This is a genomic window from Candidatus Korarchaeota archaeon NZ13-K (assembly GCA_003344655.1).
Lineage (GTDB): Archaea > Korarchaeota > Korarchaeia > Korarchaeales > Korarchaeaceae > Korarchaeum.
The window spans coordinates 71,039-94,832 of sequence record MAIU01000001.1 but is presented as its reverse complement, the minus strand read 5'-3'; the positions used below and the strand labels follow the sequence as shown (position 1 = coordinate 94,832).

The window sequence follows — 23,794 nt, the reverse complement described above, 5'->3', positions numbered from 1 at the left end:
AGTAGGGGGACAGCCGGAGGGGTGCGAAGCCATGCATAAGATGAGGAGACTAGGAAGAAAATTTGATCCAAAAAGCTATGAATCAGAAATTCTTAAGTACTGGGAGGAGGAAAAGATATATGAAAAGCTCAGGGAGTTGAGAGCCAGGGCTAACAAGTTTCATTTCCTAGACGGTCCGCCTTACCCCTCATCGGACACACCTCACCCCGGCACCGTGTGGAACAAGATCATTAAGGATGCTATAGTGAGATTCAAGAGGGGAGAGGGATTCTCCGTATTGGATAAGCCTGGATGGGACACTCACGGGTTGCCCATAGAGGTGATGACGGAGAAGACCCTTGGGTTCTCCTCGAAGAAGGATATAGAGAGCTTTGGGATAGATAAGTTCGTGGAGATGTGCAGGGAACTGGCCTCCAGAAACATAGAGTCCATGACTAGGCACTTCAAGGAATTCGGGGTCTCCTTGGACTGGAGCTCCCCGTACAGGACGTACGATAAGGAGTACATAGAGAGCGCCTGGTGGGGTCTTAAAAAGATATGGGAGGAGGGAAGGCTTTATCAGGGAGAGAGAGCTGTGCATTGGTGTCCGAGATGCGAGACAGTGCTTTCTGATTATGAGGTCAGTGAGAGCTACAGGGACATGATGGATCCCTCGATATTCGTCAAGTTCAAGGTGGTCGGGAGGGATGAGTACCTAGTCATCTGGACCACGACCCCCTGGACCCTACCGGCCAACGTGGCCGTGATGGTCCACCCCGAGGAGAGGTACGTGAAGGTTAGGACGAGCGAGGGTGTCCTGATAATGGCGGAGAAGAGACTTGAGCACGTGCTTAAGGAATCCGGCCTCAGAGAATATGAGATTCTGGAGGAGTTTCAGGGGAGAGCGATGGAGGGTTTGAAGTACGAGCATCCACTCGAGGATGTGGTAGACCTTCAGAGGGACATCAAAGATTTTCACAAGGTGATCCTGAGCTCCGAGTACGTCAGCATGGAGGAGGGAAGCGGCTGCGTCCATGTAGCACCCGGACATGGGAAGGAGGACTTCGAGATGGGTATGAGATACGGGCTTCCAGTGAAAAGTCCCGTCGATGAGAAGGGCGTTTTCACCCCCGAGGCCGGAAAGTACGCTGGCTTGCAGGTGAGAGAGGCCAACGGTTTGATAATCAAGGATCTGGAGGATAGAGGATTTCTCCTGGCTAAGGGCACGATAGTACACAAGTACCCGGTCTGCTGGAGATGTGACACCCCCCTGATAATAAGGACGACGAGGCAGTGGTTCATCAAGCTCTCCGATATAAGGGAGAAGCTCCTTAACGAGAGCGATAGCGTCAAGTGGGTTCCCAAGTGGGGTGGGGAGAGGAGGTTCAAGGACTGGCTGCTGGGCATCGAGGACTGGATAGTGTCGAGGCAACGTTACTGGGGAATACCTATGCCGGTATGGATCTGTGACAACTGCGGTAACATCGAGCTGATTGGATCGTCAAGGGAGCTCGAGGAGAGGTCCGGTGTGAATTTGAGTGATTTGCACAGGCCATGGGTGGATGGAATTTCTTTCACTTGTAAGTCCTGCGGGGGTACCATGAGGAGGATACCTGACATAATGGACGTCTGGTACGACTCCGGAATATCGTTCTTCGCCAGCTTCGGTTATCCGTACGAGAACGCTGACTCCTTCAGTGAGATATTCCCGGTCGATTTCATAACCGAGGGTCACGACCAGGTGAGGGGATGGTTCTTCTCCTTGCTCAGGATAGGGGTCCTGCTCTTCAACAGGGCTCCCTACAAGTCCGTTCTGATGCACGGCTTCATGTTGGACGAGAAGGGGAGGGAGATGCATAAGAGGCTCGGGAACTACGTGCCCCCTCAGGAGATAATAAGGAGGCATGGAAGGGACTGTTTTAGAGCTTTCGTGCTCACTAAGGTTCCTTGGCAGGATCTGAGGTTCTCTTGGAAGGGTATGGAGGAGATGGAGAGGAAGCTGAACATAATATGGAACGTCTACGTCTTCGCATCGACTTACATAGGGGACAGGGAAGTTGAGTCCCTGAGCCCGGATCGGGTGAGGGATCCCATAAACAGGTGGTTGATCTCGAGATTGAATACCGTGATGAAGAACTTCAGGCACGCCATGGAGAATTACAACACACATATCGCTTCAAATGAGATAATTAACTTCCTCATAGAGGACGTGAGTCATCTCTATCTGAGGATCTCGAGGAAGAAGATAAGATCTAGAGATGAATCTGTCTCCTCAGAGTGGTCCAGTGTGCTATATCACGTGCTTAAAAGCGTTCTACCCTATCTGTCCATCGTCACTCCTTTCCTAGCTGAAAAGATATACTTGGATTCTTTCAGGATGGAGGGAGAGCCTGAGAGCGTTAACATGCTCACCCTCCCGCAACCCGATAGCTCCCTAATAGATAGCGATCTGGAATCCCTTATGGAAGTGGCAAGGGCGATAATAAGCTCTTCGGGTCAAGTCAGGGCCAACGCAGGATTAAAGAAGAGACAGCCCCTCAGGGAGATGATAATAGTCCCGGAGAACCCCCTCGTCAGAAGGGCCGTTGAGACGTTCGCCGAGGTCATAGAGGCGGAGGCTAACGTGAAGAGGATAGCCATAGGAGGCCCGCCTGAGGGTAAGGGATGGGCTGAGGGCAGTTTCGATGGAGGAAAAATCTATGTGTCGCTGGAGATAGGTGAGGAGGAACTCCTCGAGGGTCTCTCTAGGGAAATAATAAGGAGGATTCAGCTGATGAGAAAGGAACTGGGTCTTACCTTGGGTGTCGAGAGGATAGAGGTTTACATACAGGGAGATGAGACCGTGAGAAGGGCTGTAGAAAGCTTTTATGACGATATAGCTTGGAACTCAGATGCGGATGCTATTCATCTGGTTAATAGTCCGGAGGAGGTCTCAGGCATCTCCCTAGGTAAGGAGTGGGAGGTCGATGGAAGGAGGGTGTTCGTATGGGTGAGGAAGCTCTAGTTAGGCTACACGGCTGGGTGAGTGAGGTCAGAAATTTGGGAAAAGTTAGGTTCATAGTGATCAGAAATTGGAATGAAAGAGTTCAGATAACGCTGAAGAAGGGCATCGTTGATGACAGACTATTCGAGATATCTGAGAATCTGACACAGGAGTCGGTAATAGAGGTCCTCGGGAGGGAGGTACGGGAGAAGATCGCAGTGGGTGCTGACAGAGAGGTAATACCGGAGAAGATAGTGGTGCACTCTTACGCGAGTCCTCAGCTTCCTCTAGATCCCAATTGGAAGGTTCCCGCCCAAGTTCACACCAGATTCGACAACAGACCACTCGATTTGAGAAGACCCGAGGTTCAGGCAATCTTCAAGATAGAGTCCTCCCTGCTCGATGGTATGGAGGACTGCCTACGGAGGAGGGGGTTCATCAGGGTCTTCACGCCATCTCTGATAGGAGCAGCCAGTGAGAGCGGCGCGGAGGTCTTCAGGGTCGATTACTTCGATAAGGAAGCTTACTTGAGGCAAGATCCTCAGCTTCACAGGCAATTGACAATTCTGGGAGGTTTCGAGAAGATATATGATTTAGGAACGAATTGGAGAGCGGAATTAAGTCGCACCCCTAGGCATCTGAGCGAGTTCAGGTCGCTGGCAGTAGAGATGGCCTTCATCGAGAGCGAGCAGGATACCATGAGGATAGAGGAGGAGATCATCAGGGAGGGAATAAAGAGGGTGATTGAGGAGAGATCCAAGGAGCTGGAGATACTTAAGGTGGATCTGGATGTCCCTAAAATCCCCTTCCCTGAGCTCAGGTTCCCAAAGATTTACGATATATTGGCTGAGTACGGGAAGGAGGTCGCCTACGGGGAGGATTACGATACAGAGGGCGAGAGGATCCTGTGGCAGTACGTAAGGGAAGAGTATGGTTCGGATTTTTTCTTTGTAAACCGCTTTCCGTTCAAAGTAAAGCCATTCTACGTGATGAAGGAGGATGACACTTGGGCCAGGAGCGTGGACCTCCTCTACAAGGGGTTGGAGCTGAGCAGCGGAGGTCAGAGGGAGCACAGGTATGAGGTCCTGATATCCCAGATAAGGGAGAAGGGACTTGATCCAAGGAGCTTGGAGTGGTTCACTAAGTTCTTCGCTTACGGAGCCCCGCCCCATGGTGGATTCGCGATAGGCATAGAGAGACTGCTGATGAAGATGCTGGACCTCAGTAGTGTTAAGGAGGCCTCTCTCTTCCCGAGAGATCCAGATAGAATATTGCCGTAAACTTGCGATCATGAGGACGGCGATCAACTCAGCAAAGAATAAAGTAGGGAGGTGAAAGTTCATAGGGATGGAACGGGTGCCCCGAGTGGTGAAGAAGCTGTGGTTTCTCCTCTTCCTATCGATGATAATACTCACTCACCTGAGGATCTGGGCTCAGCAGGAGGTCTTGAGATACGGGGGAGTCGTCGCTGTAGTGGGGGAAGGTCCTGAGTTGGTCAGCAGGGCTTACAGGGTCAGGCCGCTAGCTATCCTTCATTCGAGCGGTACGTCCCCTTTAATCGCACAGAATGATACGTTTAATAAGGTATCCTTCAATGGAACGCATGTGAGACTGTTATTGGAGAGAAACTCTTCGATCATCACGGTCGGAGATCTCAACGTATCTCTTCTCCCACCACTGCTGGTGAGCTCATCTGGTGGGACGGTCGAGGAGGTCAGCCTGCTGGAGGGAGCTTGCATGGGAGATCTTGAGATCACTGAAGCCAAGAAAGAAGGAATAGCGAGGATACGCTTGAATAACGAATCGCTCCAAGGGTATTGGTCGGCGAGCATTGGGGGGTGGATCTTCCGCAGGGATTGGAACTTGGAGGGAGAGCTGTCCTACATCACGCTCTTCGACAACGGAACATGCCTAGCATTCCGAGGGATCTCTAAGCCCCATGAAGATCTTGCTGTATTGGGGAATGTTACGGGATCCTATGATAGGATTGAGATCTCGGCAGAGGATGGGTCCGTCATCGTCAGGGCGTATGGGCCGCCCATCAAGCTCGCCAGATCCAGTTCTATTGAGCTGAGGAGCGGCCTCCTCCTCTACGAGGGTGAGGTTAAGGCGCTGCTGGAGATTGAGGAACTGAGTGGGGTTCCTTACAGGATAATCGAGCCATCCTCCTGCAGTACATGTGAGTTCAGCGGGATTAAGTATTACTTTGATCCAGGTCTCAGGCTGGACGTTGAGGCGGAGGTGCCGAGCGTCGTTCTGGGCGGTACCACGTTCCAGGTCATGTTAGCACCACCCGACCGCTCGAGGGAGGTCACATTGATCTTCGGAACTACATCGGTCATGTTAGAGGGGATGAATGTGCCGGTGAGAATAGAGATGAACGCACCCACCGTCGAGGTAGAGCGTACCATTAAGCTGCTCATAAGCGTAAGGACTGAATATGAGCTTTTCGGTTGGGAAAGGGACGTCAAAATTTTACCGGCATATGGGGTTTCCCTGGTAAATACCACCCGGGTGTACCTGCTGGGAGGGAGAGGTACCCTACATGTGAGGGTGAGCAACTCCGGTGACCTACCGGCTAGAGTGAGCAGTTTAATCGTGCAATTATCGGATGGAGGTTCCCCGATCAGGCTCTCTTTCCCGATGTATGAGCAGATTCCCCCGAGGTCCTCCATTGTCCTCCCGGTACCCCTGAGCATCCCGATGGGGGGGTATGCGGGGAAGCTCTCTCTCAACATCACGGACTACTCAAATAAAAATTACACAATAAATCTCCCTGATAGTATAATGGTGTATTCTGTTCCCGAAACTCCAATTAACATTATGACCTTCATATCACCTGAGGATCCGAACTTGGGCGATGAGGTGAGGCTCAGCATAAGCTTTAGCTCGATGGTACCTTTGAAGGGAGTCCTAATAAACGTCAGCTCATCCGGCATGGATCCGATATCAGATACCTCCAAGCTCCTAGCTGATATAGGTGAATGGGAGACAGTAAAGCTGGATTTCTCCTTCAGAGCCAAAACTGTAGGACCTTCCTCCATAATGATCTCCTTGCACTACCTCCCCGAGGGATACGGCTCATACAGAACCGTCTTCAAGGAGCTACCGATATTCATCGGGGAGGTGAGCGGGAGGGTCTACGCTGAAACCAGGAGGGCGAGGGTCATGGTTAATGAGAGCGTCGAGGTCAGCATCAGGGTAGAGACCCCCAAGGGTGAGGTCACTCTTGAGTTTCCGCGAGAGGCATCCGTTGTGGAGTCTCAGGGGATGCTGGTGGGCAATAGATTGAAAGTGACGGCCCCTTCTCAATTTAAAGTTGTGTTGCGCTTCAACGCATCGGGCAACTTCACGATCCCCAGCTTGGCGCTGTTTAATGACAGTAGGATCCTGAGGGTAGATGCCGCGCATATATATGTCGTGAGCGAGGCTACGCGTGAGAAGGAGAGGGAGATTCGATCGAAGCTGGCCGACCTCAGCAGGAGGTATAGAACCCTATTGGAGACATTGAGGGGATCTCCTCAGTACGAGGAGGCTTTAAGCACGGTAGAAGAGTTCCTTAAGGAGGGCGAGGCCCTGATAAATGAGGGCAGGATCTCCGCAGCTGAGGAGTCCCTAAAGAGAGCTGAAGATATCATCTTGAGTTTGGAGGAGCGAACTTATACGCAGATGGGAGCCATCCTCAACTTCCTGATATACTTCATCATAGGGGCAGGGCTTTCCCTCTTGCTCCTCATCTTGAGGAGGGCCAAGAGAGGTAGCCGCATATGGAAGTAGAGGGCTGGGCTGAGAGAGCTGCTCGCATCCTTGAGGACTCCCTGAGAGGGATCGAGAGGGTGGGGATCGTACTCCCACCTACTCCCGATGGAATAGCTTCTTCCGTAATCCTTTCCGAACTCTGCTCTCAGATGAGTATAGATTCTGAGTTCTTGGTCTCACTCCCCGAGACGAGTCTAGATGCCGTGGAGTCCATGGTGAGCAAGTGCGATTACTTGATCTTCCTAGAGCTTCCCCCTCACGGTTACGGTCCGATTTCAGTGGCTAGAGACCTCTACAAGGGTCTGATGGTGATAGATCATGGATCCACAGAGATTCCTACCAGCTGGAGCGTGAGCAGGGTGAGATATCCATTGGGTGGCGTTTCAACCAGCCTGATGCTCTACCTAATATCCTGCTATCTATCCAAAGAGAACGACTATCTCTCCTGGATAGCTTTATCAGGTTTCAGAAGCAAATGCTCCTCTGAGCTTTGTGATGATGTTAAGAGGAGATCACAGCTCTATTGGCCCGATTTAATGGAGGAGAATGCCATAGGACTTATCCAAAGAGCTCTATCAGCGGCCTGCTTTGAGGGGGAGGAATGGATCATGATCGCGATATCCTCCCTCCAGGACTCCATAGATGACCCATGGTGGTTTGTGAAGGGAAGTTCGGCCACATCGAGCATACTCAGGTCTAAGTTACCGGAATTCGAGAGGAGGATGAGGGAGCTTCTAGCTGAGCCTTTCATGGTAGAGGGAGGCACGGGCCTCTGGGAGGTGAATGAACCATATCAAAGGTTTGTAGTATCCATAGAAGCGAGGATGATGACTAGAGTAGCAGTATCCTTCTTCTATGATCCTCCACTTGGTCTAGTCTATGTCCTAGCACCTCAGAGTATCGACCTCTACGCTGAGGCATCTCATTTATTAAGGAACGAACCTGAATGGTCCGCTTTCGGAGGAATGGGTTTCCTGTCGATGATAATTAGCTCGAATGCTATGTTAAATGTGCTCATTAGATTAAAAGATAGGCTAAACAGCATGATCGGACGCGACTAAAAACATTAATATCTTCCCGCTCGCCGTAATTCCGGGCCTGACTGGGAGGATGAGAGGGTTTGCCCATTAGGGTGGCCGTTGCGACGGATGACGGTAAGAGCTTAAATGAAGGATCGTTTCACACTGCTAAATTCTTCGCCATATACGATGTTCTGGGTAAGAGCCCTACCAGGGTCGAAATGAGGGTTAACACGAGGAGGGAGAGCAGGAGAGGTCCGGCCTCCGTGTTAGAGATCCTAAGAGACTGTGAGGTCCTGATCGCTAAGAAATTCGATCCGAAGTTGAAGGAGATAGTTGAGGCTAGGGGGATAATAACGTTGGAGACCGAGAAGGAAGATGTTGAGTCAGCTGTACTGGAGGTCGCCGAGAACATCTCAAGGTTAAGCGGATGACTTCGTGCCCACGTTCCCACATGAAGGTCATCATGGGAAGCTTTTTGGCTCAGTTATGCTCTCCGTCTGGGGATGCTTCCTCCCGCCTCAGGTGAATTGGCGGAGTCGTTCCGAAGGATGAGGACGAGATCGCTTGATATGCCTTAAGCACCGCCCAGCATGCTTCCTGATGCTCAGCTACCTCGGACCATAAAAGTTTCAGTTCAAGCATCGGGATCTTCCCAGGAACCCATCTTAGCTTCCAGCTATCATTCCGAGGGCTCATGAGACCATTGCCTGGGATGCTCAGGAACCTGGGGTTCGCTTCGAGTTAGAGTGCTGGGATCTTGCATCAACCTCTTTGCTCGATTAAACTAGCTTGATGGACCAGCGAGGGCCATCTTGAGGCCCCACCTACCGAAGAGCATTTAAAAGATGTAGGGGATGGTTGATTTGTGCTGGAGAGGAAGTCTTATGAGATTTATAGAGATCAAGGTGCTTATTGGAAGAGCAGGGAGATCTTCTCCGCGCTTAGAGTGCCTTCAGATGACCCCGTGGTTGTGAGGATAGATGGGTGGAGGTTCCACAGAGTGGCTGAGGAATTGAAGTTAGATAGACCGTTTGACAGGAGATTAATCGAAGCTTTGTCACAGGCACCCCTCAGATTGATGCAGATGGGATTTCCTCTAGCCTTGTCTTTTCTGTTCTCGGATGAGATATCCTTCCTGCTATACCCCCCGATCCCGTGGAATGGAAGAATAGAGAAGCTGATCAGCGTGATTCCGTCTTACTCCTCCGCCATAGTGTCCACGGCCTTGAATTACCCCGTTTGCTTCGACGCTAGGGTAGTGATCATTCGGGACATTGATGATCTCCTGAACTACCTGAGCTGGAGGCAATCGGAGGCCTGGAGAAATGCCCTCAACTCATATGCCCTACTCGCCTTGGAGAGCAGCGGCTTGGGGAGGGAAGAGGCCGCGAGAGAGCTGGAAGGGAAAAAGGCCGAGCAGCTTCATGAGATAATCTTTGACAGGTTGGGGATCAACATAACCAAGGTACCGGCCTGGCAGAGGAGGGGTGTCATCGTCAGGAAGGGCCATGGGAGGGAGGCTTCAGAGGGGGTCAAGAGGAAACTCCCGCTCGTCGACTGGGAGGTTCCCCTGTTCTCGGCACCCGAGGGCAGGGATTATCTGATAGAATCCCTGAGGGCTTATGAGGAGTCCTGAACATCCACCTCCCAGCAAACTCCACGTCGGCAGGAAACTGTAAAATAATATAACTTGTCACCGATATTAAATGAATATTTTAATTAATATTCCATAAATTCACTAGATCCTAAGCGAAAGTCTTTTAAGACCTAACTCAGAGGACCCACAGGTGACATCCCATGATTCTGGGAATAATCTCGGACTCCCACGACGATGTTGAATCGCTGGAAAGAGCTTTAGAGCTCTTTCAGAGGTTTGGAGTCGATGAGTTAATCCATTTGGGTGATCTAATTTCTCCATTTTCCCTGGATCCAATTTTAAACTCCGGAATCCCATTCAGGGTATTGAGGGGAAACAACGACGCCGAGGTTCTAGTGGCCCTCAAGATCTTGGAGGGAGGTGGCACCTTTCACCCATCGCCAGTCGAGGTGGACCTCGGCGGGGCCTCCTTTTTGCTTTTCCACGGATTCGGGGATAGCGAGCTGACGAAATTCACTGCAATATCTTTGGCTGGAAGCGGTAGGTTCGATTTCATCCTCTACGGACACACGCACGAGGTTCACGTTGAGGAAATCGGTGAAACGCTTGTCATCAACCCTGGCGAACTCTGCGGAAAGCTGAGTGGTAGAAAAACTGCGGCTCTGCTCGATACAGAGGCTAAAAAAGTGGAAATTTTTGATATCTGAGCGGCCTTCCTAGAGAGATTCTATATATTCCCTGATCCTTCTCATCCCCTCTTTTATGTCCTCCATGGGACCCGCGAATGATAGCCTCAGGTAGCCCTCACCAGCCTCCCCGAAGGCCGTCCCGGGGAGCAAAGCCACTCCGGCTTCAAGCAGTAGCTTATCAGCAAGCTCTCTAGAGGAAAATCCAGTAGCCTTTATGTTGGGAAAAGCGTAGAAGGTCCCAGCAGGCTTTATCATGCTGAATCCCTTTGTCCTGGAGACCTCCTCGTATATTACCTCCCTCTTCCTCTCGTAATCTCTCAACATCTCATGGACCTCATCCTGCGGTCCCCTGATCGCCTCGATCGCCGCTATCTGGGCGAAATGGGGAGGACAGGATGACGTGTTGAGTTGTATTTGGGCTATCTTATCAACGAACTCCTGCCTCCCAACGGCATAACCCAGCCTGTAACCTGTCATCGCCCAAGTTTTGCTGAATCCGCTTATCATTATGGCAACGTCCTCCGCCCCCGGGATCGACAGGATGCTCTCATGCTTCCTACCGTCGAACACAATGTCCTCATATATCTCGTCGGATACTACCAGTATGTCCCTCTCCCTGGCCACCCTGACGATCTCCTCGAGGTCCTTCCTGCTATACATGCCACCCGTCGGGTTGGATGGCGTATTTATCACTATCGCTTTCGTCCTGCTCGATATTTGACTCATGATGTCCTCGATGCTGGGGGAGAATCCCCTCTCCTCCTTAAGGACGACGGGTCTCACCATACCACCTATGAAGTTAACTACGCTCTCATAAGCGGGATAGGCCGGCATGGGAATTATCACTTCATCCCCCGGATCCACGAACGACATGAGCGCTCCAAATATGGCCAGCTTCGCTCCCGTGGTGACGACAACATTCTCAGGTTTGACATCTATCCCCCTGCTCTCGGACACCCTCTCCGCTATCGCCTCCCTGAGCTCATATATTCCCGTGGAAGGCGTGTATTTGGTCATACCACTTTCAACAGCTCTCTTGGTGGCTTCTATCACGTGTCTGGGTGGATTATAACCCGGTTCACCTATTTCCAAGTGTATCACGCTCTTTCCCTTTCTCTCCAGCTCCCTAGCCTTAGCGAGTACTATGAAGGCTCCCTCCACGCCCAACTTGCTCATCCTGGAGGCGAAGCTCGGCACACGATCACCTATTGTCTGATCATCCGGCTTTATTAAAAACTCTTGCCCTCATTCCCGGGGCCCTGTGAGGTTACTAGGATGGAGTAGGCCGCTAAGCCGAAGATCAGCTCGTTCAAGAAGACGGTTATCGTTGATGAGGCTAGCGTGAGAGCCAAGGCATCGCCACCGCTCAGACCCATGAGCACCAAAAGGCTGGTCATGACCCACTCCCTTACCCCCATGTTCCCGGGGATCCCAATCGGGATCAGTATCAGGATTATGGAGACCGAGTATATTAAAATGCCTAAAAGGGGATCTATTTTATGTCCCAGGGCCTCAAAGTAGATGAATATCGGCAACATATCGAATAGCCAATTCAGGAAAGCACAGAGTGTCGTGATCAGGAGCAGTCCTCTCTCGGACATCAGATGTCTGAAGGATCTCGAGTAATCTCTAGCCGATTTCTCGAGACTGTCAAGGTTTCTCCTCAGGATTCTCTCAAGCAATTTTATGAGCCTCCTCACGTAATCCTCCCTCATGCTGAATTTGTACATAAGATAGAAAGCCAGTGCCAGGAGCGTTATCGGTACCGCCACCACCAAGCTATTACCGTCCAGCCCTAACGACACCAGGTAGGAGAAGCCGAGGGTCACGCTGACCAAGAAGGGGATTATCATTATAACCCTGTGAGCGACAACGGATGACAAGGCCTCTGCAGCGGTTATGTCAGATCTCTTGGTCACGAAGTATACTCTAGCCACCTCCCCGGTTGTAGACGCTGCCGGGATCAGCAGGTTTATGAAGAGGCTGGTCCATCCTATGAGAAAGACGTCCTTAAATGGCACCCTCCTCCTTAGGAGGAAGTACCATCCTAGGTTATAGAAGAGAACGCCCAGATGTATTGAGGCGAACGCTAGAGCTACAGAAGTCAATCCCATAGATGCCATCCTCTCAGCAGCCGATCTGACGTCGAAGGTCATCAGGAGGGGTAACGTTAGGGCTATGCCGACTGTTATGAGAAGGAAGTTCTTCTTACCTATCCTGGGGATCTCCTCTTGGCTCTCCATGTTACCACACTCATTTACCGTAGAACATCAGCCTCATCGTCTGCACTTCATCCCAGCTTGGCATGCCATCGACGGTACTCGGTCTCGAGACCTTTATTGCTGATGCGGCGTTAGCCAGCCTCAGACACTCCCCCACATCGTAGCCCCTCCTCCTGGCCTTCAGGTAGACGGCCGCGAATATGTCCCCCGCCCCCGTGGTGTCGATCACCTTCACGGGGATCGCATCTACCCTGTAAGTCTCGCCCTCAACCCAGGCCAAGGAGCCCTTCGCCCCCATCTTAACTATCACCTCGTTCGGGCCCTTCCCCGCTATCTTACTGATGCCGGCGACTGGATCTGTCTCGCCCGAGAGAGCCTCAGCCTCCCTCTCGTTCAGGAAAACCTTCCCCGTCTTGCTGAGCAGGGACCATATCCTCTCCCTGTACCTCCTTATCATCCTCATTCCCGGATCCCATGAGGCATCCCTCCTGAGCTCGAGGACTGATTCCGCTATCTCAGGCCTCACGCTCGCCATGTGAACCTCATCTGCTGATGTTATCAGCTCCCTCCTCTCGAAGATATCGGATGGTGTCAGCTCCTCATTGGCTCCGGCGCTCTCTATCATCCTCCTATCCTCCCCCAGCACGTTGAGTATTACCACCAAACCCGTCCTGATCCCTTCTACCATCTTCACACCCGAAGTATTGACCCTGCATCGTCTCAAGGCCTCCAAGTATATTCTCCCCAGGTCATCATCCCCCAGGCATGCGATCACGTATGACTCAACTCCTATCTTAGCTGCAGCCATTGCGAAGTTCGAAGCCGCCCCTCCGGCATTCACGGTGGCTGCCAGGGCTTCTATGGACTCATCCGGACTCGGTATTCTCTCCACGAATATCTTTATGTCAACGTTCGCATTGCCCACTGCCACGAACCTCATTTTCCTCCCTCAGCCTCCCGAGGAATATATTAAGGATTTCATCGAAGACGACTCCCTCTTCCCTGCTCGCATCTATCATGTAGGTTCTTGACTTCCAGGGCTCCTCTCCGATGAGCTTGATGTAATTCTCCCTCACCTGCCTGAGGAAGCTCACCGTGTGGTACACGCTTCCCTCCGGTGCCCTCTTTACAGCCACCTCAGGGCTCAGGTCCAAGTAGAAGATGACGTCGGGCAGCTTGGCCCACCTGTTTATCTCTAGGATCCACTCGAATGGCACGAAGACCCCTTGGTAGGCTAGAGATGAGAGAACGCACCTATCAACTATGATTATTATTCCATCCTCAGCCAACCTCCTCATGTTTTCTATCCTGTCAGCGGCGAATAGGAGGGCCAGGGTTCTCTGATCCAGCTCCACCTCTCCCCTGAGGGCACCCCTGATCAACCTGCCTATCTCCCCATCCGAGGGTTCCTTGCTCCACACAGCCCTCATTCCCAGCTCCATCAGCTTAGCGAATAGCCTCTTGCTCTGAGTGGTCTTACCGGCACCATCTATCCCCTCGAATGCGACCAGCATCCGACCACCTCACGGCCTAACTTTTAATTCACCAGCGCCCCCACCTCATATGCTAGTGGTCGGACCTCAGGACGATTTCAACGTAGCACTCTCCAGGGAGCTTGGGGTGAGGCTGGTCCCCGTGGAGAGGAGGGTCTTCCCGGATGGGGAGGTCTGCCCCAGGGTCATGGGGAGGGTGGATGGTGAGAGCATCTTGCTCTCCATGAGGATGAGCGCCGGCAATTGTAGACCAAACGATTACCTGATGGAGGTGCTCCTCACACTCAGGAACCTGAAGGAGCACATGAAGGCGGGTCGCGTGATCGTCTTGATGCCGTACTTCCCCTACTCAAGGCAGGATAGCATATTCAGGGAGGGAGAGCCCCTCTCCTCAAAGTACGTGATCAATCTCCTCGAGGAATCAGGGGCTGACAGCATAGTGACTGTTACAGCCCACCTCCACAGGCTGAGGGATCTGAGGGGGTTGTCCATCAGGGCCGATTTCCTTAATCTGAGCGGGTTCAAGCCCTTGGCTGAGGAGCTCAGGAGGCTCCCTCTCAAGGACCCCTTCATCCTAGGCCCGGACACCGAGAGCATAAACTGGGCCAGGGAGTTAGCTGAGTACTATGGGGCGGCTGAATACGACTCCCTAGAGAAGGAGAGAGATGTAAGCACCGGCGAGATAAGGACCTTCGTCAAGAGCTTAGATCTGGAGGGAAGAGACGTCATAGTGGTCGATGACATCGTCTCAACGGGCGGAACTATGGCGAATGCCCTCACGGCGGCTAGGAGGATGGGCGCGAGATATCTAGTTGCGTCCTTCGTCCACCCCGTGCTCGTCCCTGGCTCTCTAGAGAGGATACTGAGGGCGGGGGCCGACATTTTGGTGGCAACTGACACCATAGAGTGGGCGGGATCCAGGGCCAGCGTCGTCCCGGTGATAGCGGAGGCTTTAAGGTCGGGTGGTCTCACTTGAAATTGAGGTTAGGGGTGATGATCTCCAGTCTCATCACGGTGTTCATCTCGCTCCTACTGTTTTACATCTCCTCGGAGCTCCTCCCCTACTTCCCCCTCTCCCTCCTAGGCATCATCGCCGGCTCGGTGCTCATGATCCTCTCAATAGCTATGATGCTAGGTAAGAGAATTGCTTTCGAGATCCTCTCGATCTTCTACTTCATCCTAGCTCTAAGCGGCATCCTGCTGATGCTAAACCTACCGCCTGAGGGTTTGCTTGTGTTCCTACCATCGCTGGCATTGGGGGTTTATCTCCGTAGACAGATCGCGGCCTTGAGGGAATCTGATCGCGTCCCTCGAACTGATATTGAAGGGAATCTGCTTTCTCAGAGCGAGGGATTGGGAGAAGATCTATCGGGTTAGTGAAAGGTTATATAGGCCAAAGGGGTGTTAGTACTCGAAGGTGATGCCGCATCCCGAGGAGGAAGGTTCGTGAGGAGGAGATCGATGAGGAGGAGGGGGAGCTGGGGGAGGTCGATGAGGAATACTATGAACCCGAGGCCGAATACGATGAGGGACATGATCTGACGGAGCTCGAAGGGGTAGGCCCCGCCACGGCCAGGAGACTCAGAGAAGCGGGATTCACGAGCATCGAGTCGATAGCCATGTCCACGCCCGCTGAGCTAGCTGTTTACGCAGGCATAAGCGAATCAGTGGCCCAGAAGATCATACAAGCTGCTAGGAACAGGCTTAACATAGATGTGATGTCTGCATACGATTTCTACCAGCAGAGAAAGGCAGTTCAGAGGATAACGACCGGATCAAAGGCCCTTGATGAGCTGCTGGGAGGGGGTGTGGAGACCCAGTCTATAACAGAGATTTACGGTCCCTACGGATCCGGTAAGACCCAATTCTGCCATCAGATGGCTGTTACAGTCCAGTTGAGTGAGGAGAAGGGTGGTTTAGGAAGGGGAGCTCTCTACATAGATACGGAAGGTACCTTCAGACCCGAGAGGATTCTTCAGATAGCTGAGAGGTTTGGGATGGATCCGGAGTCAACATTGAGGAATATATTATACGCCAGGGCCTTCACCAGCGATCACCAGATGATAGTGACTGAGAGAGCTGAGCCACTCATAAAGGAGAGGGACATAGGGCTCATAATAGTGGACTCCCTGATAAGCCACTTCAGGGGTGAGTACGTGGGCAGGGAGACCCTCGCGGAGAGGCAGCAGAAGCTCAACAAGTACCTCCACAAGCTGCTCAGGCTATCGCTGGGATACAACTTGGCGGTGATAGTTACCAATCAGGTGGTAGCTGATCCCGGGGCCTTCTTCGGCGACCCGAACAAGCCCGCTGGAGGGCACGTCCTGGGTCACGGTGTCACGGCCAGGCTCTACATAAAGAGGGGGAAGAAGGACAGGAGGGTTGTCAAGTTGGTCAAGAGTCCCTATCTACCCGAAGGGACCGTAGAGATCGCGATAACTCAAGGAGGAATAGAGGACGTCTGAGTTCCCTCGTAATCCCTCTTCTTCCTCTCATACTCATCCCTAGTTCCGACGATCCTAGCAGGTGCCCCCATCACCACCTTACCCGGGGGGACGTCCCTCGTCACGACGGCGCCTGCCGCCACAACGGCACCCTCGCCTATCCTCACTCCAGACACCAGCACGGAGTTGGCTCCTATGACCGCTTCGTCCTCAACCACGACTCCCAGTAGCCTCCTACTTGGCGGGTACTTATCATTGGTGATCACAACGAAGGGCGCTAGGAAGACCCTATTCCCTATGAGGCTCATCGGGGGTATGTAGACCCCGCTCTGTATGCTCACACCGCTCCCTATCCTGACCTTCCCATCTATCACGGAGCTAGTGCCTATAAGAGTACCATCGCCGATCCAGGAGTCCTCCCTTATGAGGACGAAATGACCCGTGTGAACATCGTTACCCATGATGACCCTCTCGTAAACGACCGAGTTGCTCCTTATGAGACACCTCTCCCCTATCCTAGCCCCCTCGCTTATATCGTCATACACTTCCAGACCGGCTCCCGATTCCCTCAGCTTCCTCAGGATGGGATAGCCTATCACGGAGTAGAGGCCCACTATGCTCCCCCTGCCTATGACCGTGGGCCCCAGCACGGTGGCCTCGCCCTCGAAGATGACCCCATCAACTGATGCCTTTTTAGATATGTACATGAGGATCCCGGGGGGTCATGAGGGAGACTATAAAAGTTTCCATAGCTGGCGATGATGTAGAGCTCCCAGCCAATACCAGACTTTCCGATCTATATGATCTTCTGGGGTTCAGCAGATGGGAGATCCTCCTCTTGATCAACGGTAAGCCGTGCTCAGACGATCGTTACCTGGAGGAAGGTGATCTGATCACTTGGATCAGGATAACTTACCACGAGAGCCCGGTGAGGGATGGATGAGGATCTGTGATGTTTGCAGATCCAAGGAGGCTATATACACGAATCACCTGATAGGGGCCTCCCTCTGCACGGACTGCCTCATGAACTCGATAAGGAGGAGGGCCTGGTCCGTCCTTAGGAGCGAGCTTCAGCAGGACGATAGGATCATGGTGGCGCACTCGGGGGGAAAGGACAGCTCACTCGCCCTCCTTTTAACTAAGGAGTTCTCAGACAGGGCTAAGGAATTAGGGACAAGGATTGTCTCAGTAACCGTGGATGAGGGGACCCTCTACAGGAGGGCCTCAGTGGAGCTGGCGAAGAGGTTGGCTGAGAGACTCGGGGTCAATCACATAACCGTTCAGATGAGCGAGGTCCTAGGCTTCTCCATCGAGGACCTGAGGTCGGCCATACCCAAGGATTGGAAGAGGAACGCCTGCACGTACTGCGGAGTGCTTAGAAGACAGATAATAAACGCTGTGGCCAGGGAGAGTGGAGCCACTGTTGTCGTCACGGGTCATAATCTGGATGACCTGATCCAGACCTCCCTGATGAACCTAATCAGGGGGGATCTGAACGCGTTCGCGAAGGTGATGAGGCATGAGAGGAAGTATGAGGAGGGGCTTGTTCCGAGGGTCAGACCCCTTAAGTACGTTTATGAGAGGGAAATAGCCAGCCTGGTGGTGGCTCTTGGGATACCAGCCCACCTGGGGAAGTGCCCCATGGCCCAAGGGATGAGGATAGGGGTTAGGAGGGAAATAGATCGTATCGAGGACTCGGAACCAGGAGCGAAACTGAGAGCCCTCAGGTTCCTTGAGAGGATCTCCTCCAAAATTGAAATCGGTGTTACAGTGGGTAGGTGCTCCATCTGCGGCGAACCCACGACATCAGATACCTGCAAGGCCTGCCAGTTCAGGGAGGAGGCCTCCCTTCTCATGGGGATGAAGGAGAAGATAAGCATCAGGCTGGATCCAATCAGAAGAGTAGCGGGCTCAGCATTTCCATCTTAGGTATGAAGGCCCTGGCCTCGGGTAGCGGCCTCAGACCGTACTCCAATGCCCTGTCGGAGTAATTGAGTATCAACTGCATCATGCTGGATCCCGAGAACCATCCAAGGCCACCAACTTGAGCGTCCAGCTCGTGGAAGTTCGATGAGTCGTCCCTGGGGAGACCCTTACCGTAGAACAGCACGGGCACGGGGTCTCCTGAGTGCTTACCCAAGGAGCAGGGGGTCGCGTGATCACCTGTCACGACGATAAGTAGATCCTCAGGCGGGTCCGTCAGGGGCTCCATCGCTGTATCTATTCTCTCCAAGACCTTAACCTTAAGCTCGGGATCCCTGTTGTGAGAGGCCACATCCGTACCCTTCATGTGGACGTAAACGAAATCGAATTCATCCAGTAGGTCTAGGGCTTTACTCACTTTGGCGGAGAAGTCGGAGTTTGGCAGACCCGTCGCTCCTTGGGGATGGAAAACCTCGAATCCCAACGCCCTGGCTATGCCCTTGTACATGGGGCCCGCGGCCACGGCAGCGGGTCTGAACCCCCACCTAGCTGAGAAGGGCTCAAGCTTCACGGGGCCGGAGGCCCCCCTGAGAAGGATGAAATTGGCCGGCCTCTTGCCCTCGACCACCCTCCTCCTGTTAACCTCGTGATCCCTCAGTATCTCGTAAGATACCCTCAGGAACTCCTTGACGGCCTCTGCAGTCCTCGCAGCACTCTCCTCAATGGGTTTAGGCTCCAGTACGTAGTAGCCCTCCTCGTGGGGATCTACGTCAGTCACACGACTGGATAAGCCCTCACCCTGGAGCAGAAGGAAGCCCCTATGCTCTAAAGTATGGATGAATCTCGCCTTGACTTCCCCATTGAGGAGATGCACCTCCCTGAGCTCCGAGGCCAGTGATGAGGCGTCCTCTCCATCTATCCTCCCTGCCCTCCTATCAACAACAATGAGCTTTCCGTTTTCCTCCCTGACTGTCGCGAAATTCGCTCTGAAGGTTATCCCCTCCCACTCTATGCCCTCGCTCAGGGCCTCGAAAGCCCCCCTGCCTGGATACTCCCTCTCCAGATCGTAGCCGAATATTGACAGGTGGCCCGAGTCGCTACCGGGCGGGACTCCCGGGGCTATCGGATGCATCATGCCCAAGATGCCCTTCGCCGCCATTAGATCCATGTTGGGGATGTCAGCGGCCTGTAAAGGCGTCAACCACCTCAAGGAGGGGCATGGTCTATCTCCTATCCCGTCTATTATGAGAAGGAGCACCCTCCTCATGGGGATATCCCGGCATCGCTTCCTTTTAATAAGTGATCCCCGCGGGTGATGTGGGGCCGCAGATGGGATGGATGAAGGTAGTGGAGATGTCCAAGCCGGTGGGTGCAGAGACAGCCATAATAGGCTTTCCGGGCGTCGCTAACGTCGGGGAGCAGGTGATAACCTATTTGGTGAGGGAGAAGAGAGCCGTGCCTGTGATGAGGATATTCTCGGAGTACCTGATCTTCCCCAATAACATGGTTGGGATCTCCATCACGGAGGATGGGAAGTTCTCACTTCCCTCCGTGTCGGTCTTCCAGCTCAAGGATCCTCCCCTAATACTGGTGACAAGCGACGTCCAACCCGTACCTTGGGGATCGATGGAGATAGCCAACGAGATACTGAAGGCCCTCTCCAATATGGGCGTGAGGAGGATAATCGTGATAACGGGATTCGTTGAGGAGAGCGCTGCAGGGAAGGTTATTGTCTTTGGGAATGATGGGGAGCTTCTTAGAGCTTTCTTGGAGGCGGATGCCACGAAGGAGGACCTCATAAAGGTGGTCGTGGGACTTGCAGGCTCCGTGCTTGGCGTCGCAAAGATAAAGGGAATCAACAGCGTCGTGGTGAGTGGGGTTTCACCGGATTACTCTCCCGACCCCAGAGCTGCTAAGAGAGTCCTACAATCGCTGGACTCGGTTTTCTCGCTCAACCTGGATTTCGAGTCCCTCGACAGGCAGATAGAGGAGATAGATAAGATAAAGAGTGAGATACTGAGGGAGATCGAGAGGAGGATAAGGGAGGAACAGGGACTTCAGGGTGAGGGAAGTGAGTCAACGGAGTACGTCGGGTAAGGCTCCGGCTCCCCTGCAGAGGCTAGAGGAGAAACTCACGAAGGAGAACCTCTGGATATACGTTCTCTCGATACTCAAGGAGAGGCCCGCCTATCCTTATGAGATATCGGAGCTCATAGAGAAGAGGTTCGGCTGGAAACCGGCCAGGGTGACCGCTTACATGGTGATGAGATCCCTCAGAAGTAAGGGATATGTGAAAGTTTCTGTTAGGAGAGGGGAGGACACGGGGAAAATGAGGAACTATTATGAGATAACGGAGTCCGGAGTGAAGCTCCTCGAAAAGGGCCTCCAGTTCCTAGAGAGGACTCTGGAATCCCTCAAAGGAGAGGGTAAAGGATGAGAATCTGGCTGGATGTGACGACACCGAAGCAAGCGAGGCTTATGTCGTCGATAGCGAGAAGCATAGGAGCAGACTACGTGATCACCGTGAAGGACTATCCTGAGTCCGTGGAGCTGCTCAGGAAACTCGGCGTCAATTTCCTCCAAATAGGGAAATATTCCTCAAGAAATTTGATGGAGAAGCTAATCTATTATGCTGATAGAGTGAAGCTTCTCACAGAATTTGTCACACAGTACGAGCCAGATTTCCTGATATCTCTCTCATCACCGGAGGCCATCAGGGTGGCCTACGGTCTCTCGATAAGGTCCATCACGATGAACGATTCCCCTCACTCCTATCATGTCGGTAGACTCACCCTCCCACTCTCCTGGAGGGTAATTTATCCTGCAGCGATTCCAAAGGATGAGATGATAAAGCTTGGCGCCTCTGAGGATTCCCTCATCCCTTACAATGGAGTGGACGAGATAGCATGGGTGAAGGATCACTTGGAAGGCGGAATTAGCGCTAATAGAGAGTTCAAGGTCTTCATCAGGCCGGAGGAAAGCGGCGCCTCTTACATGCTGGGCAGGGAGGGCTTCTCCCTTAAGCTCATAGGGGTCATTTTGGAGTGCGGAGCCGATGTGGTAGTGAAGCCGAGGTATGGGGAGCAGGCCAGGGTCATAAGGGAGATCTATGGTGATAGGGTGACCGTGTTGGAGAGCGCTGTAGATACCTTGGATCTATTCAGGAGGGTCGCCATGGTCGTGACCGGAGGGGGCACCATGGCGAGGGAATCGGCCCTCTTGGGCACACCTTCCCTATGCATCTTCCCACTGAATACAAAGCTATACGTCAATGACTACTTGAGGGACATGGGCTTCCCTATATGGAGAGCGAGCTCCTATGAGGAGGCCGTGAGCATAGTGAGGACCATCCTGAGGGATCCCGACTCCTACGTAAGGGATACGAGATCCCTGCTGAGGAACCTAGAGGATCCCAGGGAGATCGTGAAGAGTGTGGTGGCGAGCGGCTAGATCAGTATCACCCCAAGTTGACGTGAAAGTCCTCGGCTTCGCCCTAATCTAATCTCAGGAGATTTCTGATAGATCTCCTCTTGGTGATAGATATTTCCTATACATTCCCTCGGCGGCCGTCGCTATCGGCTCCACTACATCGCAAACCTCCGGCTGGTAAGCGAACTCCATTATCCTGATGTCCTGCACCTTGAAGTTCGCATAGATGGCCGCCGTAAGGAATAGTATCCTTTCCCTGACACCCCTCCTCCCGAAGACCTGAGCTCCCAGCACCCTGCCCTCTCTATCCGTGACCATCCAGATCACCACGTTGTCCCTCCCTCCCATATACCTGGGTAGATCCGCACCGGAGAACCTGAAGGCCAGGTAGTCAATGGAGAGGGCCTCAGCCCTGCTCGCTGAGAGACCGACTCCTCCGAAGAAGCGATCCCCGACTGGCACTAGGAACGGGGATAATGCGCCAGGATATTTAACTCTCCCTCCTGCAGCATTCTCAGCGGCGATCCTCCCCTGAACAAGCGCAGTGGAAGCTAGTCCAGTTAAGGTTGGCATTCCTGTGACGAAATCCCTCACCTCGGCCACATCACCAGCAGCCAGGACGTAAGGATCTGAGGTGAACATGTACTCGTCCACCTTGACCCCACCGGTCTCCCCTATACGCAGCCCCGACTCCAAGGCCACGCTCACATCGGGCCTCGCGCCTATAACCACTACGGCTGTATCAGCCTCGATCGCACCCTTAGGAGTGACCACGTGTGTCAGCTTCCCCCCAGATCCCTCAAGTCTCTCCATGGGGGTCTTCAGCATCACCTTAACCCCCAAATCGTTCAGCGCTTTCATCACGAGAGATGAGATCGGTGGATCGACCTTCCCCGGCATCAGCTGCTCCGTCGCCTCTATCAGCGTGACCTCCCTCCCCGTCCTAGCGAGCTCGGATGCCACCTCTATGCCCGTGGCGCTGCCACCCACGACCACCACTTTGTTGCCCAGCTGTCTGAGAAGATCGCTCACACTCTCCAGATCCCATACGGTGCCTACTCCCTCTAGATCGATGCCTTCCACTCTCGGCACTATCGGCCTCAGGCCTGTCGCTAGGATAACTCTATCATAGCCTATCGATTCCAGAGATCCATCTTTGATGAAGTAGACGACTTTCCTTTCCCTGTCTATCCTCTTGGCCTCGCTACCCGAGATCAAATCCACCTTACCCCTCGGTACCCTCTCCTCAACTTCGGCCAGGGACAACCTACCGCTGAGCACCATAGGAAGCGAGCAGGGATGTATGGCCACATGTCTTCCTTTCTCGATCACAGTAACTTGAGATTCCGGATCCACTTTCTTCAGGACTGCGGCCGCTGTCTGACCGGCCGTGCCGTGACCTATCACAACGTACTCCATGAGAACCACCCTCTGAGCCTCCCTTTTTTAAGCCTGTTATTTATATCTATTATAGTTGAGGTGTCATCGCTTGGGGTACTTGGAGCTCGTTAAGGTGAAGGAAGTCAAGCCGAGGAACCCGGTCCTGGTGCAAGGCGTACCAGGACTAGGTCTAGTCGGGAAGATAGCTGCAAATTACCTCATAGAAAATCTCGAGTCTGAGAAAATAGCCTCCATATATAGCGATTATCTGCCCCTGCCCGACGGGACCTCGGGGGTGAGGGTGGACGATGGTGACATCATACCTCAGAGTTATGACCTTTACCTAGTGAGGGGGAAATGCTGCGATCTCATAGTTCTGACGTCTGACGTCCAGCCGACGGTGTTCGGTCAGTACGAGATAGGGGAGCTCGTTCTAGATTATGCGCAACATCTGGGAGTGAGGATCGTGATAACCATGGGTGGCTATGTCCCCGGATCCCCTGAGGTCAAAGGGGTGTTCGCCTGCACCAACGATGAGGAGTTCATGAGGAAGCTCAGCGAGGTCGGGGTGAAGCCCCTCACAGGGGGCTACGTCACCGGCGCGGCCGGTCTGCTCGTGGGCCTAGCTGATCTCAGGGGGATGACAAGCGCCTGCCTCCTAGGGACGACTAACGGTGCTTTTCCGGATCCCAAAGCATCTAAGATGGTTCTTGAGGTCCTCTCCAAATTGTTCGATCTGACACTGGATCTGAGTGATCTCGAGAGGGAGGCCGAGATTCATGAGGAGGTGGCTAGGGAGGAGATAAAGCTGCCAGAGGTTGAGTACAGGGAGGAGGAGAGGGAGCTGCCTTACCATGGATAGTGAGTCTAGGGA

Annotated in this window: 23 protein-coding genes; 16 read left to right on the top strand and 7 right to left on the bottom strand. The window is 53.0% G+C overall.

The window, feature by feature from the left end; translation table 11 throughout:
* Nucleotides 1-31: 31 nt before the first annotated feature.
* From BA066_00545 to BA066_00515, 7 genes are all read left to right on the top strand, one after another.
* Nucleotides 32-2,983: an isoleucine--tRNA ligase gene (locus BA066_00545; protein ID RDD54273.1), complete on the top strand. Its 2,952-nt coding sequence runs from the start codon at nucleotides 32-34 to the stop codon at nucleotides 2,981-2,983.
* Nucleotides 2,965-4,242 carry an aspartate--tRNA(Asn) ligase gene (locus tag BA066_00540; GenBank protein ID RDD54272.1) on the top strand — a complete coding sequence of 426 codons (1,278 nt, stop codon included), beginning with the start codon at nucleotides 2,965-2,967 and terminating at the stop codon, nucleotides 4,240-4,242. Before BA066_00545 ends, BA066_00540 begins: the two co-directional genes overlap by 19 nt.
* An 85-nt stretch (nucleotides 4,243-4,327) precedes the next feature.
* On the top strand, nucleotides 4,328-6,739 hold the full coding sequence (locus BA066_00535) for a hypothetical protein (GenBank protein ID RDD54271.1): 2,412 nt from the start codon (nucleotides 4,328-4,330) through the stop codon (nucleotides 6,737-6,739).
* Complete coding sequence (locus BA066_00530) at nucleotides 6,730-7,782, top strand: hypothetical protein (GenBank protein ID RDD54270.1); 1,053 nt, start codon at nucleotides 6,730-6,732, stop codon at nucleotides 7,780-7,782. The genes BA066_00535 and BA066_00530 overlap by 10 nt, the downstream gene beginning before the upstream one ends.
* 59 nt (nucleotides 7,783-7,841) lie before the next feature.
* Nucleotides 7,842-8,174 carry a hypothetical protein gene (locus BA066_00525; protein ID RDD54269.1) on the top strand — a complete coding sequence of 111 codons (333 nt, stop codon included), beginning with the start codon at nucleotides 7,842-7,844 and terminating at the stop codon, nucleotides 8,172-8,174.
* 434 nt (nucleotides 8,175-8,608) lie between these two features.
* Entirely contained in the window at nucleotides 8,609-9,379 is a 771-nt protein-coding gene (locus BA066_00520; GenBank protein ID RDD54268.1) for a tRNA 5'-guanylyltransferase, read from the top strand.
* Nucleotides 9,380-9,540: 161 nt separating this feature from the next.
* Nucleotides 9,541-10,047 (top strand): metallophosphoesterase, encoded by a 507-nt coding sequence (locus BA066_00515; GenBank protein ID RDD54267.1) that lies wholly within the window; start codon nucleotides 9,541-9,543, stop codon nucleotides 10,045-10,047.
* 9 nt (nucleotides 10,048-10,056) lie between these two features.
* Here the strand turns inward: BA066_00515 and BA066_00510 are convergent, their stop codons facing one another.
* The 4 genes from BA066_00510 to tmk are packed head-to-tail and all read right to left on the bottom strand — an operon-like array spanning nucleotide 10,057 to nucleotide 13,765.
* The gene (locus tag BA066_00510) at nucleotides 10,057-11,226 is read right to left on the bottom strand and encodes a pyridoxal phosphate-dependent aminotransferase (GenBank protein RDD54266.1); all 1,170 of its coding nucleotides are present in this window, start codon (nucleotides 11,224-11,226) and stop codon (nucleotides 10,057-10,059) included.
* A 32-nt stretch (nucleotides 11,227-11,258) separates the two neighbouring features.
* The gene (locus BA066_00505) at nucleotides 11,259-12,272 is read right to left on the bottom strand and encodes a UPF0104 family protein (protein RDD54265.1); all 1,014 of its coding nucleotides are present in this window, start codon (nucleotides 12,270-12,272) and stop codon (nucleotides 11,259-11,261) included.
* Nucleotides 12,273-12,282: 10 nt separating this feature from the next.
* Complete coding sequence (locus BA066_00500) at nucleotides 12,283-13,191, bottom strand: carbohydrate kinase family protein (protein ID RDD54264.1); 909 nt, start codon at nucleotides 13,189-13,191, stop codon at nucleotides 12,283-12,285.
* The gene (gene tmk / locus BA066_00495) at nucleotides 13,157-13,765 is read right to left on the bottom strand and encodes a dTMP kinase (GenBank protein ID RDD54263.1); all 609 of its coding nucleotides are present in this window, start codon (nucleotides 13,763-13,765) and stop codon (nucleotides 13,157-13,159) included. The genes BA066_00500 and tmk overlap by 35 nt, the downstream gene beginning before the upstream one ends.
* Before the next feature lie 49 nt (nucleotides 13,766-13,814).
* On the opposite strand from tmk, the gene BA066_00490 reads away from it, so the two are divergent.
* Genes BA066_00490 through BA066_00480 form a run of 3 tightly spaced genes read left to right on the top strand, consistent with a single transcriptional unit; the run spans nucleotide 13,815 to nucleotide 16,209 of the window.
* Nucleotides 13,815-14,720, top strand: coding sequence for a ribose-phosphate pyrophosphokinase (locus BA066_00490; protein ID RDD54262.1), 906 nt, complete (start codon nucleotides 13,815-13,817; stop codon nucleotides 14,718-14,720).
* Nucleotides 14,721-14,722: 2 nt separating this feature from the next.
* Complete coding sequence (locus tag BA066_00485) at nucleotides 14,723-15,121, top strand: hypothetical protein (GenBank protein ID RDD54261.1); 399 nt, start codon at nucleotides 14,723-14,725, stop codon at nucleotides 15,119-15,121.
* 50 nt (nucleotides 15,122-15,171) lie between these two features.
* The gene (locus tag BA066_00480) at nucleotides 15,172-16,209 is read left to right on the top strand and encodes a DNA repair and recombination protein RadA (protein ID RDD54260.1); all 1,038 of its coding nucleotides are present in this window, start codon (nucleotides 15,172-15,174) and stop codon (nucleotides 16,207-16,209) included.
* Here BA066_00480 and BA066_00475 read toward each other — a convergent pair.
* Nucleotides 16,185-16,895, bottom strand: a complete 711-nt coding sequence (locus BA066_00475; protein ID RDD54259.1) for an N-acetyltransferase — start codon at nucleotides 16,893-16,895, stop codon at nucleotides 16,185-16,187. The genes BA066_00480 and BA066_00475 overlap by 25 nt on opposite strands.
* A gap of 17 nt (nucleotides 16,896-16,912) precedes the next feature.
* Between BA066_00475 and BA066_00470 the strand changes: the two genes are divergently transcribed.
* The gene (locus BA066_00470) at nucleotides 16,913-17,131 is read left to right on the top strand and encodes a hypothetical protein (GenBank protein RDD54258.1); all 219 of its coding nucleotides are present in this window, start codon (nucleotides 16,913-16,915) and stop codon (nucleotides 17,129-17,131) included.
* Nucleotides 17,128-18,117, top strand: coding sequence for a TIGR00269 family protein (locus BA066_00465; protein ID RDD54257.1), 990 nt, complete (start codon nucleotides 17,128-17,130; stop codon nucleotides 18,115-18,117). The genes BA066_00470 and BA066_00465 overlap by 4 nt, the downstream gene beginning before the upstream one ends.
* On the opposite strand, the gene apgM is transcribed toward BA066_00465, so the two are convergent.
* On the bottom strand, nucleotides 18,083-19,378 hold the full coding sequence (gene apgM, locus BA066_00460) for a 2,3-bisphosphoglycerate-independent phosphoglycerate mutase (GenBank protein ID RDD54256.1): 1,296 nt from the start codon (nucleotides 19,376-19,378) through the stop codon (nucleotides 18,083-18,085). The genes BA066_00465 and apgM overlap by 35 nt on opposite strands.
* Before the next feature lie 62 nt (nucleotides 19,379-19,440).
* Between apgM and BA066_00455 the strand changes: the two genes are divergently transcribed.
* From BA066_00455 to BA066_00445, 3 genes are read left to right on the top strand one after another with little or no spacing between them, the layout of a single operon-like run.
* On the top strand, nucleotides 19,441-20,208 hold the full coding sequence (locus BA066_00455; GenBank protein RDD54255.1) for a hypothetical protein: 768 nt from the start codon (nucleotides 19,441-19,443) through the stop codon (nucleotides 20,206-20,208).
* Nucleotides 20,209-20,221: 13 nt separating this feature from the next.
* Nucleotides 20,222-20,548 (top strand): PadR family transcriptional regulator, encoded by a 327-nt coding sequence (locus BA066_00450; protein RDD54287.1) that lies wholly within the window; start codon nucleotides 20,222-20,224, stop codon nucleotides 20,546-20,548.
* The gene (locus BA066_00445) at nucleotides 20,545-21,561 is read left to right on the top strand and encodes a DUF354 domain-containing protein (protein ID RDD54254.1); all 1,017 of its coding nucleotides are present in this window, start codon (nucleotides 20,545-20,547) and stop codon (nucleotides 21,559-21,561) included. Before BA066_00450 ends, BA066_00445 begins: the two co-directional genes overlap by 4 nt.
* Before the next feature lie 54 nt (nucleotides 21,562-21,615).
* On the opposite strand, the gene BA066_00440 is transcribed toward BA066_00445, so the two are convergent.
* Nucleotides 21,616-22,968 carry a hypothetical protein gene (locus tag BA066_00440; protein ID RDD54253.1) on the bottom strand — a complete coding sequence of 451 codons (1,353 nt, stop codon included), beginning with the start codon at nucleotides 22,966-22,968 and terminating at the stop codon, nucleotides 21,616-21,618.
* A gap of 46 nt (nucleotides 22,969-23,014) precedes the next feature.
* Between BA066_00440 and BA066_00435 the strand changes: the two genes are divergently transcribed.
* Nucleotides 23,015-23,782 (top strand): hypothetical protein, encoded by a 768-nt coding sequence (locus BA066_00435; protein ID RDD54252.1) that lies wholly within the window; start codon nucleotides 23,015-23,017, stop codon nucleotides 23,780-23,782.
* Nucleotides 23,783-23,794: the final 12 nt, after the last annotated feature.

Coding starts and splice junctions, on each gene's coding strand:
- BA066_00545 (RDD54273.1), top strand. CDS start 32: ATGCATAAGATGAGGAGACTAGGAAGAAAATTTGATCCAAAAAGCTAT.
- BA066_00540 (RDD54272.1), top strand. CDS start 2,965: ATGGGTGAGGAAGCTCTAGTTAGGCTACACGGCTGGGTGAGTGAGGTC.
- BA066_00530 (RDD54270.1), top strand. CDS start 6,730: ATGGAAGTAGAGGGCTGGGCTGAGAGAGCTGCTCGCATCCTTGAGGAC.
- BA066_00515 (RDD54267.1), top strand. CDS start 9,541: ATGATTCTGGGAATAATCTCGGACTCCCACGACGATGTTGAATCGCTG.
- BA066_00505 (RDD54265.1), bottom strand. CDS start 12,272: ATGGAGAGCCAAGAGGAGATCCCCAGGATAGGTAAGAAGAACTTCCTT.
- BA066_00500 (RDD54264.1), bottom strand. CDS start 13,191: ATGAGGTTCGTGGCAGTGGGCAATGCGAACGTTGACATAAAGATATTC.
- tmk (RDD54263.1), bottom strand. CDS start 13,765: ATGCTGGTCGCATTCGAGGGGATAGATGGTGCCGGTAAGACCACTCAG.
- BA066_00490 (RDD54262.1), top strand. CDS start 13,815: ATGCTAGTGGTCGGACCTCAGGACGATTTCAACGTAGCACTCTCCAGG.
- BA066_00475 (RDD54259.1), bottom strand. CDS start 16,895: ATGTACATATCTAAAAAGGCATCAGTTGATGGGGTCATCTTCGAGGGC.
- BA066_00470 (RDD54258.1), top strand. CDS start 16,913: ATGAGGGAGACTATAAAAGTTTCCATAGCTGGCGATGATGTAGAGCTC.
- BA066_00465 (RDD54257.1), top strand. CDS start 17,128: ATGAGGATCTGTGATGTTTGCAGATCCAAGGAGGCTATATACACGAAT.
- apgM (RDD54256.1), bottom strand. CDS start 19,378: ATGAGGAGGGTGCTCCTTCTCATAATAGACGGGATAGGAGATAGACCA.
- BA066_00455 (RDD54255.1), top strand. CDS start 19,441: ATGGGATGGATGAAGGTAGTGGAGATGTCCAAGCCGGTGGGTGCAGAG.
- BA066_00445 (RDD54254.1), top strand. CDS start 20,545: ATGAGAATCTGGCTGGATGTGACGACACCGAAGCAAGCGAGGCTTATG.